Source organism: Virgisporangium ochraceum (assembly GCF_016863655.1).
In the GTDB taxonomy this organism is placed as follows: domain Bacteria; phylum Actinomycetota; class Actinomycetes; order Mycobacteriales; family Micromonosporaceae; genus Virgisporangium; species Virgisporangium ochraceum.
Genome location: NZ_BOPH01000062.1, coordinates 41,410 through 58,400, shown reverse-complemented (window position 1 = coordinate 58,400; position 16,991 = coordinate 41,410). Strand labels below are relative to the sequence as shown.

The window sequence follows — 16,991 nt, the reverse complement described above, 5'->3', positions numbered from 1 at the left end:
TCACGACTCCCAGGCGAAGGCGCTGGCGGCGATCTCGGTGCCGTCGGCGAGGGTGGATATCGTGAAGTCGGCGAACACGTTTCCGGCGACCTTCTGCAGCTGCCGCAGGCATTCCACGGCCAGCGCCCGGATCTCCACGTCGGCGTGCTCGGTGGCCCGCATCGCGATGAAGTGCCGCCACGCGCGGTAGTTCCCGGTGACGACGATGCGCGTCTCGGTCGCGTTCGGCAGCACCGCGCGGGCGGCCTGGCGGGCCTGCTTGCGGCGGAGCGTCGCGCTGCCGGCGCCGGCGAACTTCTCCTCCAGCTTCGCGAGCAGCTCGCTGTAGGCGTCGACGCTGGCGGCGGTCGCCTTGAGGAACAGCTCGTGCAGCTCCGGGTCGGCGGCGATGACGTCGGGCTCGACCATCGCGGCGTCGCGCTCGGGCACGTAGCGCTGCGACAGCTGCGAGTACGAGAAGTGCCGGTGCCGGATCAGCTCGTGGGTGAGCGAGCGGGAGATGCCGGAGATGTAGAAGCTGACCGTGCCGTGCTCGAGCACGGAGAGGTGGCCGACCTCGAGGATGTGCCGGAGGTACCCGGCGTTGGTGGCCGTGGCCGGGTTCGGCTTGCTCCACGACTGGTAGCAGGCCCGGCCGGCGAACTCGGCGAGGGCCTCGCCTCCCTCGGCGTCGGTCGACCACGGCACGTCGTCGGGCGGCGTGAACTGGGTCGACGCGATCAGCTGAACCTTGGGGGGCACGATCTCGGGCATGCCGACACTCTATTAACTTCAGGCGCGTGCGGCACAAGGTCCAGGTTCATCCACTTCCGAAGGCTGACTTCGACGCCATCTACGCGCGGGTGCCGCGGCTCACCGTCGAGGTGCTGCTGGAGCTGGAGGGCGGGCTCGTGCTCGCGCGTCGCGACATCGAGCCGTGTGTCGGACAGTGGCACATCCCCGGCGGAACGGTCCACTTCGGCGAGTCGCTGCCCGCGGCCGTGCGGAGGGTCGCGCTCGTCGAGTTGGGGGTCGAGGTGACGCCCGGAGCGCTCGTCGGCTACATCGAGTACCCCCGGATGCACGCCGACGGCTACCCGGGGTGGCCGGTCGGGATGGCGTTCACCGCGACGCGGGTCAGCGGGGACCTGTCCGGCAGCGACATGGGCGCCGAGGTCGCCTGTTTCACCGCGGTGCCCGACGACATCATCGCCGAGCAGGGCGAATTCCTCCGCGCGTGGTTCGCGCGACGTCTCTGACATCATTTCGACTTGACGCGACGTCATCGTGACGCCATCATGGTGTCATGGACCTGACGCCGTACCTGGAATCGCTTCGTCGCGATCTCGCCGCCGCGGCCGCGCCCGGCGGGGAGACCGCCGCTCGCAGCGCCGAGCTGCTGTCGTCCGCGCTGGAGTCGGCCGCGCGGCTGAGCCTCCTGGAGGCGCTGTCCGACGCCGCGGCCGAGATCACCACGAAGCTCGACGGGTCGAGTGTCGAGGTGCGGCTTCGCGGCCGCGACGCCGAGCTCGTGGTCACCGACGGCGCGCCGATGGCGAGCGCGCCGCCACCACCTCTCGTGGCCGACGGCGGCGGCGACGTGGCCCGCATCACCCTCCGGCTCCCGGAGGCGCTCAAGGAGCAGGCCGAGCGGGCCGCCACCGAAGAGGGCATCTCCGTCAACGCGTGGCTGGTGCGTGCGGTCGCGGCGGCGCTGCAGGGCTACGGCGGGTGGCCGCCGGTTCCCCCGACGCCGCCCATGCCGCCCGGTCCGCCCGGGCCGCCCGGATGGTTCCCCGGCCCCGGCGGTCCGCCGCCGGGTGGCCGTGGCCGCCGTCCCCGCCGGATGACCGGCTTCGCACAGGCCTGAGTTCTTTCGAGGAGGAACACCGATGTACGAGTTCCAGACCCCCGACCCGATCCTGGTCTCCGTCCGGCTGGGTGGTGGCGCCGCCACGATCACGGCCGAGGAGCGCGACACCACCGTGGTCACGGTGGAGCCCTACGACAACTCCGACGCGTCGCGCTCGCTCGCGGAGAGCACCCGGGTCGCCGTCGACGGCGGCCGGCTGATCATCCACGCGCCGGAGAGCAGCTTCATCTGGCGGCGCGGCAGTGTGCGGGTCACCGCGCAGGTGCCGCTCGACAGCGGTTTCGAGTGCAACGTCGCGTCGGCCGAGACGGTCCTGGCCGGCCGGTGGAGCGAGGGCACCGCCAACAGCGCGTCGGGCAACCTGCAGATCGGCGCGGTCGCCGGCAACCTGAAGATCAACACCGCGAGCGGCGACGTGCGTGTCCACGCGGTCGGGCGTGGCCTGAACCTGCGCAGCGCGTCGGGCAACGCCGAGATCGGCTCGGTCGGCGGCGACGCGTCTCTGACCAGTGCCAGCGGCGACCTGGCCGTTCACGACACCGGCGGCTCGGCGATGGCGCGCACCGCCTCGGGCGACATCGAGCTGTTCCGGGCCCGCCAGGGCGAGGTCCGGGCACAGACCGCCTCGGGCGATGTGCAGATCTCGGTGCTTCCGGGCACCGGCGTCTACCTGGACGTGCATTCGCTGTCGGGGTATACGCAGAGCGATCTGAGTCTCGGTGACGCCCCGCCGGCCGGGAACACGTCGAAGAGCACGCTGTCGCTGCGGGTGCACACGGCGAGCGGCGACGTGGCGATCATGCGGGCCCAGGTGGCGCAGGACGCGGCCTGACCACCTACACGTAGAACCAGCTGAACGGCTCGAACGGCAGGTTGCGCAGCACCGAGAACACGGCCCACACGCCGAGCGCGACGGCGAGGGTCCGGTACGACACGCGCAGCTTCGGCAGTTGCTTGTTGAACAGCGCGCCGGCCGCCCACACCGCGTAGGCGTAGAGCAGGAACGGCAGCGCGAACACGAACACCAGGTGATGCTGTGCGGCGGCCGCGAGGTCGCCGTGCAGCAGGTACCAGGCGGCGCGGGTGCCGCCGCAGCCGGGGCAGTCGAAGCCGGTGGTGAGCCGCACCAGGCAGCCCGGGGTGTCGGCGGCTCCGCCGTCGGTGGGGTTGCTCCACAGCACGTACGCCGAGGCGGCCACGCAGGTGCCGGCCAGCGCCACCGGCGCGATCCATCTCGGCGTGCGGCGGTTGACCTTGCCGAAGAACTGGGTGACCTTGTCGGGCTCGGCGTAGTACACCGCGTACGGCCCGTAGGGGCTGTCGGGCGGCAGCGGCGGCGGAAACACCCCGGGCGTCTCGCCCGCCGCGTGCGGCGCCGATGTCCCGCCGGCGTTCCAGGACGTGGCCGACGCGTGCGGCGCGGGCGTTTCGCTGGCGTTGCCCGACCCGGCCGCAGCGTGCGGCACGGTGGCCGGTGCTGCGGGCTGCACTGCGGGCGGAACTGCGGAGGTCACGCCGTTCACGGTACACGGGCTCCGCTGATACGCCCGCTCCGCTCGCGCGGGCCCGGGGCTCCCGGCGCCGGGCTCAGGCCAGACCAGGCCGGCTCTGGGCCGCCAACTCCGCAGTCAGTTCGCGGGCGAGGTCACCGAGCACGGGCGGTTCGACGCCCGACAGGCCCAGCCAGCCGGCCAGGCGCCGCAGCTCGGCGGCGAGCGCCGACGCGACCTCCGCCGGCGACGGGTCGGTGCGGGCCGTCGCCGGTTCGAGCCAGGCGGCCGGGACCCGCAGCACGCCGGCCTTCCGGTCGGCCTTCAGGTCGACGCGGGCGGCGAACCGGTCGTTCAGCAGGAACGGCAGCACGTAGTACCCGTGCACCCGCAGCGGCGCCGGCACGTAGATCTCGATGCGGTAGCTGAACCCGAACAACCGCTCGACCCGGCCGCGCTCCCAGATCAGTGGGTCGAACGGGCTGATCAACGTGGCCGCGGTGACCCGCCGCGGGATCCGCGCCGCCTCGTACAGGTACGCGGGCGCCTTCCAGCCCTCCACCCGTACCGGCCGCAGCTCGCCGGCGCTGACCAGCTCGGCGATCGCCGTGCGGGCCGCGGCCAGCGGCAGCCGGAAGTAGTCGCGCAGCTCGGGCTCGGCCGCCACCCCCAGGCCGGCCGCCGAGATGCGCACGAGGTCGCGGAACGCCTCGTCGTCGGGTGGCGTCGGGGCGTTCAGCACCGCCGCCGGCAGCACCCGCTCGGGGACGTCGTACAACCGCGCCCACGCCGAGTTCCGCGCCGCGGCCGTGACCTCGCCGGCGAAGAACAGGTACTCGAGCGCGGTCTTGACCTCGTTCCAGTTCCAGCCCCAGTTGAAATGCTTCACCCGCTCGCTCGGGTCGTCGATCTCGGCGGCCGCCACCGGCCCCCGCTCGCGCACCTCCTCGAGCACCCGCTTGATGAGCTCGGGCTTCTCCTTCGCCAACCGCGACGGCGGCCCCCACGAGTGCCCGCGCGCCATCCGCCACCGCATCACCGGGTGCAACCCGACCGGCAGCAGCGAGGCCTCGTGCCCCCAGTACTCGAACAGCTCCCGGGGACCCCGGTAGGCCGCCCGGTCGATCAACGAGACCGGGTACGGCCCGAGCCGGCTGTACAGCGGCATGTAGTGCGCCCGCATGAGCACGTTGACCGAGTCCATCTGCAGCAGCCCGACCCGACGCAGCACCCGGCGCAGGTGCCGCACGTCGGGCGGCCCGCCCGGCTGCGGATCGGTGAACCCCTGCGCCGCGAGGGCGATCCGTCGGGCGTGCCTGAGGGAGAGCGTGTCCATCGCGGCCAGCCTATGGCCCGGGTACGACAGTTCCCCCCGTCCCGCCGAGGGCCCGGGAAGCACGACTCGGGGCCACCACCCGCCGGGAGAAGCTCCCGGAGCGGGTGGTGACCCCGAACCGCATGACTACGGCTACGCCTGAACGAGACGCCGATCGTCCTGGGACGGCACCCGAACGGTGGCCGTCACGTCGGCCAGCTCCCGGTCGAGGTCGTCGACACCCGCGTCGACGGCCCGCGGACGCGGCGGCCCGACCGGCTCCGGCTTCGGCGCCAGCGGCACTGCCACCAGGAGCACGAGGCTCAGCCACACGTAGGCGTTGCTGCCCACCCAGCCGGGGAACGTGTCGAAACCGCCGTTGAACGCCCACACCAGGCGGCTGCACATCACCGCGTAGGTGAACGCGGCGAGGCCCAGCAGCCAGTTGCGGCGCCGCTTCGACAGGCCCTTCACGGTGCCGCGGTCGACCAGCAGGATGATCGCCGGCAGCACCCACACGAGGTGGTGCACCCAGGTGATCGGGCTGATCAGCACGCCGACGATGCCGGTGAGCGCCAGGCCCATCGCCTCGTCGCCCCGCTTCGCGGCGGCCCGCGAACGCCAGGCCCAGACGGCGAGCGTGATCAGCACCAGCGCCATCCACGCGAGGTTCGACGGCTGGTCGGGGTCCCACCGGTGGACGACACCGTTGAGCGACTGGTTCGAGACGAACGAGTTCTCGCCGACGCGGCTGGTGTTCCACAGCGCGTCGGTCCAGAAGACCCGGGACTCGTCGGGGGCGACCGCGCCGGTGAAGACCGTGGCCGCCATGACGGTGCCGCTGGCCACCACCGCGGCGCGGATCCGCCCGGTGATGATCAGGTAGATGATGAAGATGCCCGGCGTCAGCTTGATCGCGGTGGCGAGGCCGATGCCCACACCGGCGACGCTGCGGTTGTAGCGCACCAGGAACAGCACGTCGGCCGCCACCAGCACCAGCAGGATCGCGTTCACCTGGCCGAACAGGAACGTCTCGCGCATCGGCTCGAACGCCACGACGAGCGCCGCCGCGACACCCAGCACGAACCACGGCGACCAGCCGTTGCGGCGCGCCATCGGCTCGACCAGCCAGTAGATGACCGCGAGCGCGGCGCCGACCGTGAGCAGCATGCTGATGCCGATCGCGACGTGCCAGCCGAGGTAGGCCATCGGCAGCATCGTGAGCGCGGCGAACGGCGGGTAGGTGAAGCCGTACTTGGTGCGCGGCAGCAGATAGTCGTAGAGCGCGCCGTTGCCGTCGACCCAGTGGTTCAGGGCCCCGTAGTAGACCCGCAGGTCGAAGAACCCGTGGCGGACCGCGAACGCGGCGTCGAACGCCCACGCGGCCAGGAACAGCCCGAAGACGATGGCCGCCTGCTGCGCACCCTTCCGCCTGGCCCACGCAGGCAGCCAGGCAGGCAGCTGCCGCAGCCGCGCCGGCATCTCAGCCGACCGCTGTGCGACCCGTTCCCGCGTAGACACGCCTGTGCCCTCCTCGATCAGACCTCGGTTGACTCTGCCCAGAAAGCAGGGCCCGAACACTTGCCCCGACAGTTGGCTCGAACACCTTTGCCGCCGCCCGCGTCAAGGGTGGGGTGCGGCACGCCCACCCTGCACGTCTCGTTACGAAACCGGTACGTACCCTTTGCTTTGTGGTGCTGTGTTACGTCCGGGTTGCGACACCCGATGATCCGGGCGAAATTGCCCGAATCCAAATGACGACCTGGCAGGTCGCCTACGACCGTTTCATTCCACGGACAGTGATCGATCAGCTTGATCAAAACTGGCTCACTCGGCAGTGGGAAGACGCGGTGACGTCTCCTCCAACATCACAGCATCGTGTGCTGGTAGCGGTTGAGCAGGCAGAAAAGCCTGGCACGAAACCGGGGCAAGCCTACCGTGCGGGGTTTGCGGCGTCAGGCCCGGCAGACCCGTCGGCGCTCGCTCCCGACGAGAATCACAACGCGCTGAGTGACGGAACGGTTGCGGTCACCGAGTTGATGGTCGAGCCGCGATGGGGCCGCCGGGGCCACGGCAGCCGGTTACTCAGCGCATCTGTCGATCACTGGCGGCAGGATGGCTTCGACACCGCCGTGTTCTGGGTGTTCAGGGACGACGCCGCCACCGTGAGCTTTCTCACGTCGGCCGGTTGGGCACCCGACGGCGCCGCCCGCGCGCTGGATGTCGACGACCTACTCGTGCCGCAGGTCAGGTATCGAACGCGTCTCTAATGGCTCGGAAGATTCACAGGAGATTTCCGAGGCCGACGGTCAGTCCGGGCCGGTTCCGCACCGCCCGGACGGCCAGGAGCACCCCCGGCATGAACGACACGCGCTCGTACGAGTCGTGCCGCAGGGTCAGGGTCTCGCCCGTGCCGCCGAACAGCACCTCCTGGTGCGCCACCAGACCCGCCGAGCGGATCGAGTGCACCCGCACCCCGCCCACCGACGCGCCACGCGCGCCGTCGAGTTCGTCTTTGGTGGCGTCGGGGATCGGCGCGCAGCCGGCAGCCTCGCGCGCCTCCGCGATGAGCTCGGCCGTGCGCACCGCGGTGCCGCTCGGCGCGTCGAGCTTCTTCGGGTGGTGCAGCTCGACGATCTCGACCGACTCGAAGTACTTCGCGGCCCGCGACGCGAACTCCATCATCAGCACCGCGCCGACCGCGAAGTTCGGCGCGACCACCACGCCCAGGTCGGGCTTGTGGACCAGCCACGCCGCGACCCGGTCGAGCCGGGCCTGCGAGAAGCCGCTCGTACCCACCACCGCGTGGATGCCCTGCTCGACGCACCAGTGCAGGTTGTCCATCACGGTGTCGGGGGTGGTGAAGTCGACCACCACCTCGGCGCCGGCGTCGGTGACGAGCGACAGGGCGTCGCCCTCGTCGACCGTGGCCACCAGGTCCATGTCGGCGGCACCCTCGACGGCACGGCACACCTCGGTACCCATTCGGCCGCGTGCTCCCAGCACCCCGACGCGCAGTGGTTCTGTTGTCACGCGGGACAACTTACTGTCAGGCCACCGCCGGACTGAAGTCGCGGTCGTCGAACGGCCCGATCACCGCCAACGACGGCCGGCAGTCGAGCAGCTCCGCGGCCACCGCCGCGACCTCGTCGGTGGTCACCCGGTCGACCCGGGCCAGGATCTCGTCGACCGACAGCAGGTCGGGGTGCAGCAACTCGCCCTTGCCCAGCCTGCTCATCCGCGACCCGGTGTCCTCCAGGCCGAGCACCAGCGCGCCCTTCAGCATCCCCTTGCCGCGGGCCACCTCCGAGTCGGTGAGACCGCTCGCCGCGGCCTTCGCGAGCTCGTCGCGGGTGATCGCGAGCACCTCGTCGACCTTGCCCGGCGCGCAGCCGGCGTAGACGCCGAAGAGCCCCGAGTCGGCGTAGAGCGACGTGAACGAGTAGACCGAGTACGCCAGCCCGCGCTTCTCCCGGATCTCCTGGAACAGCCGGCTCGACATGCCGCCGCCGAGAACGTTGTTGAGGACGCCCAGCGCGAAGCGCCGCTCGTCGCCGCGGGCCAGCCCGCCGCCACCGAGCACCACGTGGGCCTGCTCGGTGTCCTTGTCGAGCAGCACGACCTGTCCCGTACGCGGCACCACCAGGGGCGACGCCGCCCGCGGCGACAGGGCGCGGCCCGTCTCCTCAAAACCGCGACGGCCGGACAGCCCCGCGACCACCCCGGCCACGACGGCGTCATGGTCGAGGTTGCCGGCGGCGGCGATGACGATCGCCGGCGCCGTGTAGCGCGAGCGGTAGAAGTCGTTGATCTCGTCGCGGGTGAGCGCGCCGATGGTCTCGGTGGACCCGCTGATGCGCTGACCGAGCGGGTGGTCGCCGAACACGGCCTCGGTGAACAGGTCGTGCACCTCGTCGCCGGGCTCGTCGTCCTGCATCGCGATCTCTTCGAGGATCACGCCGCGCTCGGTCTCGACGTCGCCGGCCGCGAGCAGCGAGTTGGCCACCACGTCACACATGACATCGACGGCCATCGGCAGGTCGGCGTCGAGGATGCGCGCGTAGTAGCAGGTGTACTCCTTGGTGGTGAACGCGTTGGTCTCGCCGCCCACCGCCTCGATCTCGCTGGAGATGTCCATCGCCGAGCGCTTCTCGGTGCCCTTGAACAGCAGGTGCTCGAGGAAGTGCGAGACGCCGGACTGGGCGGGGGTCTCGTCGCGGGCGCCGACGCCGACCCAGACGCCCACCGCCGCGCTGCGCATCGTCGGGATCGCCTCGGTGAGAACCCGCACGCCGTTCGGGAGGACGGTGCGGCGCATAGTGTCAGCGTTCATGTTCCTGCTCGGGGGTGTGGGTAAGGGGCGGGGCGCCCCGAATCCAGTCGAGGCGCCCCGGTCATGCCTGTCGATCAGTCCGGCGCGGCGCTGACGCGCCCGCGCCGGAGGTGGTCAGTCGCGGCGCTGGCGCCGGCGACGGAACTCGCCGCCCTCGCCGCCGTCAGCGGACTCTCCGCCGCCGCCCTCGCCTGACGGCGAGCCGCCGCCGTCGGCGGACGCGGCGCGGGGAGCGCCGTCGCGGTCGCCCCGCGGCTCGCGGCGCGGGCCACGGTCACCGCCACGGTCACCGCCGCGGTCACCGCCACGGTCACCGCGCGGGCCGCGGTCGCCGCGGTCACGGCGCGGGCCGCGGTCGCCACCGCGGTCGCCCCCGCCACCCTCGGCGGCCGGCGCGACCTCGCCGTCGGGGCGCACCTTGTCGAGGTACACCTTGCCCCGCGCGTCGATGTCGGCGATCTGGACCTCGACCTTGTCGCCCACGTTGAGGAAGTCCTCCACGCGCTCGACCCGCTTGCCGTCGCCCACCTTCGAGATGTGCAGCAGGCCGTCGCGGCCCGGCAGCAGCGAGACGAACGCGCCGAACGCGGCCGTCTTCACCACGGTGCCGAGGAAGCGGTCGCCGACCTTCGGCAGCGTCGGGTTGGCGATCGCGTTGATGCGCTCGACCGCCGCCTGCGCCGAGGGACCGTCGGTGGCGCCGACGTAGATGGTGCCGTCGTCCTCGATGGTGATGTCGGCGCCGGTCTCGTCCTGGATCGCGTTGATCATCTGGCCCTTCGGGCCGATGACCGCGCCGATCTTGTCGACCGGGATCTTGATGGTGGTGACGCGCGGCGCATGGTCGGACATCTCCGCCGGCCCCGCGATCGCCTCCTCCATCACATCGAGGATCGTCTGGCGGGCCTCGTGCGCCTGCTGCAGAGCCGCCGCCAGCACGTCGGACGGGATGCCGTCGAGCTTGGTGTCGAGCTGCAGCGCGGTGACGTACTCCCGCGTGCCGGCGACCTTGAAGTCCATGTCGCCGAACGCGTCCTCGGCACCGAGGATGTCGGTGAGCGTGACGTACTCGGTCTTGCCCTCGACCTCGTCGGAGATCAGGCCCATCGCGATGCCCGCGACCGGCGCCTTCAGCGGCACACCGGCCGACAGGAGCGCCATCGTCGACGCGCAGACCGAGCCCATCGAGGTGGACCCGTTGGAGCCGAACGCCTCCGACACCTGCCGGATCGCGTACGGGAACTCCTCACGCGTCGGCAGCACCGGGATCAGGGCCCGCTCGGCGAGCGCGCCGTGCCCGATTTCGCGCCGCTTCGGCGCGCCGACCCGGCCGGTCTCGCCGACCGAGTAGGGCGGGAAGTTGTAGTTGTGCATGTACCGCTTGGACTTCGCGAGGCCGAGCGTGTCGAGCGTCTGCTCCATGCGCAGCATGTTCAGCGTGGTGACACCCATGATCTGGGTCTCGCCGCGCTCGAACAGCGCCGAACCGTGCACCCGCGGCAGCACGCCGATCTCCGCGGTGAGCGGACGGATGTCGCGCAGGCCGCGGCCGTCGATGCGGATCTGCTCACGCAGGACCCGGGCACGCACCTCGTTCTTGGTGAGCGACCGGACCGCGGCGCCGAGCTCCTTCTCGCGACCCTCGAAGCGGGCGGCGAGCCGCTCGACCACGGAGTCCTTGACCCGGTCGAGCGCCTCTTCGCGCTCGGCCTTCGGAGCGATCTTCAGCGCCTCGGCGACGTCGGCCCGGGCGATCTCGGCGACGGCCTCGTAGGCGTCGTCCTGGTACTCCAGGAAGACCGGGAACTCCTGGACCGGCTTCGCGGCGACCTCGGCCAGCTCGGACTGCGCCCGGCACAGCTCGCGGATGGCCGGCTTCGCGGCCTCCAGGCCCGCCGCCACCACGTCTTCGGTGGGAGCGGACGCGCCGGCGGCGACGAGGGCAGCGGTGTGCTCGGTGGCCTCGGCCTCGACCATCATGATCGCCACTTCACCGTCGGGCAGCGCCCGCCCGGCGACGACCATGTCGAACGTGGCCTTGGCGATCTCGTCGTTGGTGGGGAACGCGACCCACTGGCCCTCGACGTGCGCCATGCGGGTGGCGCCGACCGGGCCGCTGAACGGCAGGCCGGAGAGCTTCGTCGACGCCGACGCGGCGTTGATCGCCACGACGTCGTACGGGATCTGCGGGTCGAGCGCCAGCACGGTCTCGACGACCTGGACCTCGTTGCGCAGGCCCTTCTGGAACGTGGGCCGCAGCGGGCGGTCGATGAGCCGGCAGGTGAGGATCGCGTCTTCGCTGGGGCGGCCCTCGCGGCGGAAGAACGAGCCGGGGATCCGCCCGGCGGCGTACATCCGCTCCTCGACGTCGACCGTCAGCGGGAAGAAGTCGAAGTTGTCGCGGGGGTTCTTGCTGGCGGTGGTGGCCGAGAGGACCACGGTCTCGCCCAGCTGGGCGATGACCGAACCGGCGGCCTGCCGGGCCAGCCGCCCGGTCGAGAAGATCACTTCACGGGTGCCGCGCGCACCATTGTCGATCACTGCGCGGGATTGGTGGGTGCCGAGAGACGTCGGCTGGGTCATGTGGGTGTGTACTCCTTTTGATTACGACGCGTGTTCGTCGAGGTGCCCCACCCAGAGCGACCGGCCGCCGGTCTTCGATCGAAGCTCGCGGTTTGCGGTTTTGCAGCAGATCCGAAAGCCACTACCGAGGACCGGTGCACCGTCGCTCACGGGGCGTGCGCACCAGTGTTACAGAAAACGAGAGGGAGCGGCGAGTTACGCCGCTCCCTCGGAAGCCTATCGACGCAGGCCGAGACGCTCGATCAGCGTCCGGTACCGCGCGATGTCGGTCTTCTGGAGGTAGTTCAGGAGCCGGCGGCGGCGACCGACCAGCAGGAGCAGGCCGCGGCGGCTGTGATGGTCGTGCTTGTGCATCCGCAGGTGCTCGGTGAGGTCGCGGATCCGCTTGCTGAGCATCGCGACCTGGACCTCCGGAGAACCGGTGTCGCCCTCGGCGGTCTTGTACTCAGCGATGATCTCGTTCTTCTGGTCGGTGTCGAGCGCCATGTTCTCCCTCAATGATTGTCACCGGGTGTCCCGGGCCCGCGGCGTCGGGCAGGCGACCGGGGTGCGCCCCGAAACGGGGCACGATGAACCGCCGGATCAGCCGGCGGACTCCCCAACCGTACCAGGTTCGCTCAGGAGGCCCCTGGTGCGGGCGACGTCGTCGTTGATCTGCTCCACGAGTGGCGGCAGCGACGTGTAGGTGCGCTGCTCACGCAGCCGCTCGACGAAGTCGATCGCGATCCGCTCGCCGTAGATGTCGGCGTCGAAGTCGAGGATGAACGCCTCGACCCGCCGCTCCCGGCCGGAAAAGGTGGGGTTCGTCCCCACCGAGACGGCACCCATCCGATCCGCGCTACCCGATGCGCCCGCGTCCGCGGGCGCGGGCCCGGGGCCTTCCCGGCTTCGCCTTCCCTCGTCGCTCCAGTCGCTGCGCTCCCTACGCTCCTCGGTCCAGGCGAAGCCGGCCCCGGGCCGGGTGGGTGTGGGGTGGCCGATCGCCACCCGTGCGGCGTACACGCCGTCGGCCGGCACCGCGGCGTACTGGCCGCTCATCAGGTTCGCCGTCGGGAAGCCGAGCTGCCGTCCGCGCTGGTCACCGCGCACCACCACACCTTCGAGGCGGTGGGGGCGTCCGAGCGCGGCGGCCGCCGCTCCCACGTCACCCGCCGCGATCAACGAGCGGATGTAGGTGGACGAGAAGACGGTGTCGCCGCCCGACACCAGTGGCGCCGCCTCCACCCCGAAGCCGAACGTTCGGCCGAGCCGGCGCAGCAGGTCGACGTCACCGGCCGCCTTGTGCCCGAACCGGAAGTTCTCCCCCACCACGACGAGGCTGGCGTGCAGCGTGTCGACCAGCACGTCGTGCACGAAGCCCTCGGCCGACAGCTTCGAGAAGTCGAGCGTGAACGGGATGACGCACAGCGCGTCGACCCCGAGGCCCGCGATCAGGTCGGCCTTCCGTCCGGGCTCGGTGAGCACCGCCGGGTGCGACCCGGGTCGCACGACCTCGGCCGGGTGCGGGTCGAACGTCATGACGACCGCCGGCACGCCGGTCTCCCGGGCCCGCTTCACGGTGTGCCCGATGATCTGCTGGTGGCCCCGATGGACGCCGTCGAACACGCCGATCGTCACCACCGACCGGCCCCACCCGCCCGGCACCGAGTCCAGACCCCGCCACCTGAGCATCAGTCTCCTCCCACGAGCACGATCTCGGGGCGGGCCCGCCCGTCCCGCTCGGACACCACGGCCAGCACCTCGCCGGCCGGGTCGAACACCGCGTACGGGCCGGCGATGCCGACCGTCGAGAGCGGACCGCCGTGGCGCAGCGTCCGCGTCTCGGCCTCGGTGGCCTCGCGCCGCGGCATGAGCCGGGCGGCGGCCGCCGAGATGTCGAGGTTGATCGGGTTTTCGGCGAGCTCCTCGAGCGTGGCGGCCTCGGCGAGCGTGAACCCGCCGACCGCGGTGCGCCGCAGCGCCGTCAGGTGTCCGCCGACGTTCAGGGCGGCGCCCAGGTCCCGGGCCAGCGCCCGGATGTAGGTGCCGGACGAGCACTCGACGTCGACGTCGAGGTCGATGAGGTCGCCGTGGCGGCGCGTCGCCAGCAGGTCGAACCGCGACACCGTGACCGGCCGGGCGGCCAGCTCCACGTCCTCGCCCTTGCGGACCTTCGCGTACGCCCGCTGGCCCTTGATCTTGATGGCGCTCACCGAGCTGGGCACCTGCTGGATCGCGCCGGTCAGGGCCGCGATCCCCTGCGCGATCAGATCGTCCGGGACCGCGTGGGCGCTCGCCGTCGAGGTGACCTCGCCCTCGGCGTCGTCGGTGACGGTCGACTGACCGAGCCGGATCGTTCCCAGGTACCGCTTGGTGCCGCCGACCACGTAGGTGAGCAGCCGGGTCGCCCGCTCGACGCCGAGCACCAGCACACCGGTCGCCATCGGGTCGAGCGTTCCGCCGTGCCCCACCCGCCGGGTACCGGCCAGCCGCCGCACCCGGGCCACGACGTCGTGCGACGTCATGCCGGCCGGCTTGTCGACGACGACGATGCCACCCCTGTTCACGGATGCACACCTTATGCGTTCAGACCGTGGCGCCGACCCTCGCCCACCGGCCCGACCGCACGCGCACCAGCATCCCCACGAGCCGCGCGACGATGAACAGCGCCAACGCCGCCCACACCCCGCCGAGTCCGAGGTCGAGCCAACCCGCCAGCAGCGCGCCGGGCATGAACACGCCGAACCCGGCGACGATCGTGAGGTTGCGCAGGAACCGGGTGTCGCCGGCGCCCAGCAGCACGCCGTCGAGCGCGAACAGCAGCCCGGCGAACGGTTGCATCGCCACGAACCAGGGCCACGCCAGCAGCGCCTGGTCGATCACCGCGCCGTCGCCGGTGAACAGTCCGGGCATGAACGTGGCCCCGATGCCGATCACGATCGCGAAGCCCACCCCGGTGACGACGCCGACCAGCGCGACCCGCCGGGCCAGCCAGCGCGCGCCGTCGGCGCGGCCGCCGCCGAGTTCGGCGCCGATCAGCGACTGCGCGGCGATCGCCACCGCGTCCTGGGCCAGCGTGCAGAACATCCAGAGCTGGAGCGCGATCTGGTGACCGGCGACCGCGGCCGACCCGAAGCTCGCCGCGACCACCGTGGCGCTGAGGAACGACCCCTGCATCGCGGCTCCGCGCAGCAACAGGTCGCGGCCCATCACGAGCTGGCCGCGCAGCACGGTGAGATCGGGGCGCATCGGCGCCCGCTCCCGCACCAGTGCCCGCACGAACAGCAGGCCGCAGAGCGTCTGCGCGACCGCGTTCGCGATCGCGGAACCCACCAGCCCGAATCCGGCCGGGTAGACCAGCAGCGGGCAGAGCACGGCCGACAGCAGGCTCGCCGACAGCACGTAGTAGAGGGGACGGCGCATGTCCTGCACGCCGCGCATCCAGCCGTTGCCGGCGGTGGCGAGCAGCAGGCCCGGCGCACCGAGCGAGGCGACCCGCAGCCAGGTGGCCGCCGCGGCGGCCACCTCGGCGTCGCCGCCGGCCATGGCCGTGGTGAGCGGACCCGCGCCGACCTGCGCCAGCAGCGCGACCATGAGCCCGAACCCGAGCGCGAGCCAGGAGCCCTGCACGCCCTCGGCGATGGCCTCGGCGCGCTGGCCGGCCCCGAACCGGCGGGCGACCCGGGCGGTGGTGCCGTACGACACGACGGTGCCCAGCCACGCCGCGACCGTGAGGACGCTGCCACCGATCGCCAGCCCGGCGAGCGGCACCCGACCCAGGTGCCCGACGACCGCGGTGTCGACCAGCACGTACGTCGGTTCGATAGCGAGCACCACCAGCGCCGGTAGCGCGAGCTCAGCCACCCGGCGCATCGTGGGCGGGCCGGTCATACGTAGATCCTGCACCCGTGCCGTAAGGCGTAACAACCCTTACAGCACTTACAGCGCCGGCCCAGGGGTAACAGGGGCACTCCGAACACACCTGTGGACGCCCACCTGCCGGCGGGCGTCCACAGGGCAGAAAGCTGTCTAGTAACGGCGGTCCATCGATGCCTGCAGCGCGGCCCGGGCGCTCTCGCGGTCGGTGGGCTCGGGCTTGGGCTGCGGCTTGGGCTTCTCAGCCATGGCGAAGTCTCCTCGGACGTCTCCGGTTGAACCTTTAGGCGGCCGTCGAACGGCCGCTGAACGGTGCGCGGTGACCGGGATCGCCGGTGCACACACGGCGGGAGCGGGCCGGCCTGGTGGGCCAGCCATGGAGACCGGATAGCGGCTTGTGACGCATCTGTCGTTCTCCCCTTCGCGGCCAGCAGTTCGTCTCCGCGGCGGGGAGCTGGCTGCTTTAAGGGCAGATCCCGTCGCGGCTGCGAAGGACAAGTACGACGATGCGCATGGGATCTAAACTATCGTTTAGTTCCAGCATGTGCGCGCTGTTCCCGTGAAGTGAGACGCCGAAGGGGCGTCGGAAACCCGACGCCCCCTCGATCCCGCGCTACGCGCGCGGTTCTCAGCTTTCGCGGCTCACCGAGACCTCATCGTCCTCGGACGCCTCTTCCTCGGTCTTGTACGGGTTCGCCCCACCCGCGTACTGCTTGCCGGCGGCGAGGCGCTGCACCTCGGCGTCGGCGGTACGGGCGGCCGCGAGCAGCTCGTCGATCTCCTTGACGTGGTCCTGCACGTCGTCGTGCACGAACGCCAGCGACGGCGAGTGCCGCAGCCCCAGCGCCTTGCCCACCGTGCTGCGCAGCAGCCCCTTCGCGCTCTCCAGCGCGGCGGCGGTGCCGGCCTGCGCCGCGGCGTCGCCCAGAACGGTGTAGAAGACGGTGGCTTCCCGCAGGTCGGCAGTGATCCTGGCATCGGTGATCGTGAGCATTCCGAGGCGGGGATCCTTGATCTGGGTACGCACGACCGAAGCAACCAGTTCGCGCACCCGCTCGGCGTGGCGACGAACCCGGGCCGGGTCAGACATCTCCCTCACCTCCTGATCAACCGCGATCCCACAGTGACTTCTTCACGAGGGCCCGCGCGACGACATCCGTACCCCTCCGAGCGTACTCAGATCTACTCGTCGTCACCGTGCAGGCGGCGCCGCACGGACAGCAGTTCCACCTCGGGTCGCGCGGCGACCAGCCGCTCACACCGGTCCAACACGTCACGCACGTGCGCCGACTCCGCCGCGACCACAGCGACCCCGATGCCGGCCCGGGCGTGCAGGTCGAGCGAGTCGACCTCGGCGACGGACACGTCGAACTTCCGCAGCGCGGCGATGATCGGCCGGACGTAGCCGCGCTTGTCCTTCAACGACCGGCTGTCACCCGGGAGCAGCAGGTCGAACTCGGCAGTACCTGTGAACAGGGGTCATCACCTCGTGGGGTGTCCGGGGGCCCGGCCCCCGGAGTCAACATGCCGGGAGGCCCCGGTCCGCGCTTTCCGCGGACAGAG

Annotated in this window: 17 protein-coding genes; 4 read left to right on the top strand and 13 right to left on the bottom strand. The window is 71.4% G+C overall.

Going from position 1 to position 16,991, the window contains the following annotated elements; all coding sequences use genetic code 11:
• Window positions 1-753, bottom strand: coding sequence for an FAD-dependent thymidylate synthase (thyX, locus tag Voc01_RS21940; protein ID WP_203929369.1), 753 nt, complete (start codon window positions 751-753; stop codon window positions 1-3).
• A gap of 26 nt (window positions 754-779) precedes the next feature.
• On the opposite strand from thyX, the gene Voc01_RS21935 reads away from it, so the two are divergent.
• From Voc01_RS21935 to Voc01_RS21925, 3 genes are read left to right on the top strand one after another with little or no spacing between them, the layout of a single operon-like run.
• Entirely contained in the window at window positions 780-1,238 is a 459-nt protein-coding gene (locus tag Voc01_RS21935; protein ID WP_203929368.1) for an NUDIX hydrolase, read from the top strand.
• Window positions 1,239-1,285: 47 nt separating this feature from the next.
• Window positions 1,286-1,849 (top strand): toxin-antitoxin system HicB family antitoxin, encoded by a 564-nt coding sequence (locus tag Voc01_RS21930; RefSeq protein ID WP_203929367.1) that lies wholly within the window; start codon window positions 1,286-1,288, stop codon window positions 1,847-1,849.
• 22 nt (window positions 1,850-1,871) lie between these two features.
• A complete protein-coding gene (locus Voc01_RS21925) occupies window positions 1,872-2,684 on the top strand; it encodes a DUF4097 family beta strand repeat-containing protein (protein ID WP_203929366.1) in 813 nt (270 codons plus the stop codon).
• Between the two features lie 4 nt (window positions 2,685-2,688).
• Here the strand turns inward: Voc01_RS21925 and Voc01_RS21920 are convergent, their stop codons facing one another.
• From Voc01_RS21920 to Voc01_RS21910, 3 genes are all read right to left on the bottom strand, one after another.
• Window positions 2,689-3,366 carry a DUF2752 domain-containing protein gene (locus Voc01_RS21920; RefSeq protein WP_239160381.1) on the bottom strand — a complete coding sequence of 226 codons (678 nt, stop codon included), beginning with the start codon at window positions 3,364-3,366 and terminating at the stop codon, window positions 2,689-2,691.
• A 73-nt stretch (window positions 3,367-3,439) separates the two neighbouring features.
• Window positions 3,440-4,687 (bottom strand): winged helix-turn-helix domain-containing protein, encoded by a 1,248-nt coding sequence (locus Voc01_RS21915; RefSeq protein WP_203929484.1) that lies wholly within the window; start codon window positions 4,685-4,687, stop codon window positions 3,440-3,442.
• Window positions 4,688-4,810: 123 nt separating this feature from the next.
• On the bottom strand, window positions 4,811-6,139 hold the full coding sequence (locus Voc01_RS21910) for a glycosyltransferase 87 family protein (protein WP_203929483.1): 1,329 nt from the start codon (window positions 6,137-6,139) through the stop codon (window positions 4,811-4,813).
• Window positions 6,140-6,348: 209 nt separating this feature from the next.
• Between Voc01_RS21910 and Voc01_RS21905 the strand changes: the two genes are divergently transcribed.
• Window positions 6,349-6,927: a GNAT family N-acetyltransferase gene (locus tag Voc01_RS21905; protein WP_203929365.1), complete on the top strand. Its 579-nt coding sequence runs from the start codon at window positions 6,349-6,351 to the stop codon at window positions 6,925-6,927.
• Between the two features lie 13 nt (window positions 6,928-6,940).
• Here Voc01_RS21905 and dapB read toward each other — a convergent pair whose 3' ends face one another.
• The 9 genes from dapB to Voc01_RS21860 form a co-directional block, all read right to left on the bottom strand.
• Window positions 6,941-7,690 (bottom strand): 4-hydroxy-tetrahydrodipicolinate reductase, encoded by a 750-nt coding sequence (dapB, locus tag Voc01_RS21900; RefSeq protein ID WP_275423742.1) that lies wholly within the window; start codon window positions 7,688-7,690, stop codon window positions 6,941-6,943.
• Window positions 7,691-7,706: 16 nt separating this feature from the next.
• Window positions 7,707-8,990 carry a M16 family metallopeptidase gene (locus Voc01_RS21895; RefSeq protein ID WP_239160379.1) on the bottom strand — a complete coding sequence of 428 codons (1,284 nt, stop codon included), beginning with the start codon at window positions 8,988-8,990 and terminating at the stop codon, window positions 7,707-7,709.
• A gap of 114 nt (window positions 8,991-9,104) precedes the next feature.
• A complete protein-coding gene (locus tag Voc01_RS21890) occupies window positions 9,105-11,573 on the bottom strand; it encodes a polyribonucleotide nucleotidyltransferase (protein ID WP_203929364.1) in 2,469 nt (822 codons plus the stop codon).
• Between the two features lie 216 nt (window positions 11,574-11,789).
• The gene (gene rpsO / locus Voc01_RS21885) at window positions 11,790-12,059 is read right to left on the bottom strand and encodes a 30S ribosomal protein S15 (RefSeq protein WP_203929363.1); all 270 of its coding nucleotides are present in this window, start codon (window positions 12,057-12,059) and stop codon (window positions 11,790-11,792) included.
• A gap of 96 nt (window positions 12,060-12,155) precedes the next feature.
• Window positions 12,156-13,244, bottom strand: a complete 1,089-nt coding sequence (locus tag Voc01_RS21880; RefSeq protein WP_203929362.1) for a bifunctional riboflavin kinase/FAD synthetase — start codon at window positions 13,242-13,244, stop codon at window positions 12,156-12,158.
• Window positions 13,244-14,134: a tRNA pseudouridine(55) synthase TruB gene (gene truB, locus Voc01_RS21875; protein WP_373873847.1), complete on the bottom strand. Its 891-nt coding sequence runs from the start codon at window positions 14,132-14,134 to the stop codon at window positions 13,244-13,246. The genes Voc01_RS21880 and truB overlap by 1 nt, the downstream gene beginning before the upstream one ends.
• 4 nt (window positions 14,135-14,138) lie before the next feature.
• Complete coding sequence (locus Voc01_RS21870) at window positions 14,139-15,443, bottom strand: MATE family efflux transporter (RefSeq protein ID WP_203929360.1); 1,305 nt, start codon at window positions 15,441-15,443, stop codon at window positions 14,139-14,141.
• Window positions 15,444-16,056: 613 nt separating this feature from the next.
• Window positions 16,057-16,518: a 30S ribosome-binding factor RbfA gene (gene rbfA / locus Voc01_RS21865; RefSeq protein WP_203929359.1), complete on the bottom strand. Its 462-nt coding sequence runs from the start codon at window positions 16,516-16,518 to the stop codon at window positions 16,057-16,059.
• A 92-nt stretch (window positions 16,519-16,610) separates the two neighbouring features.
• Entirely contained in the window at window positions 16,611-16,904 is a 294-nt protein-coding gene (locus Voc01_RS21860; protein WP_203929480.1) for a DUF503 domain-containing protein, read from the bottom strand.
• Window positions 16,905-16,991: the final 87 nt, after the last annotated feature.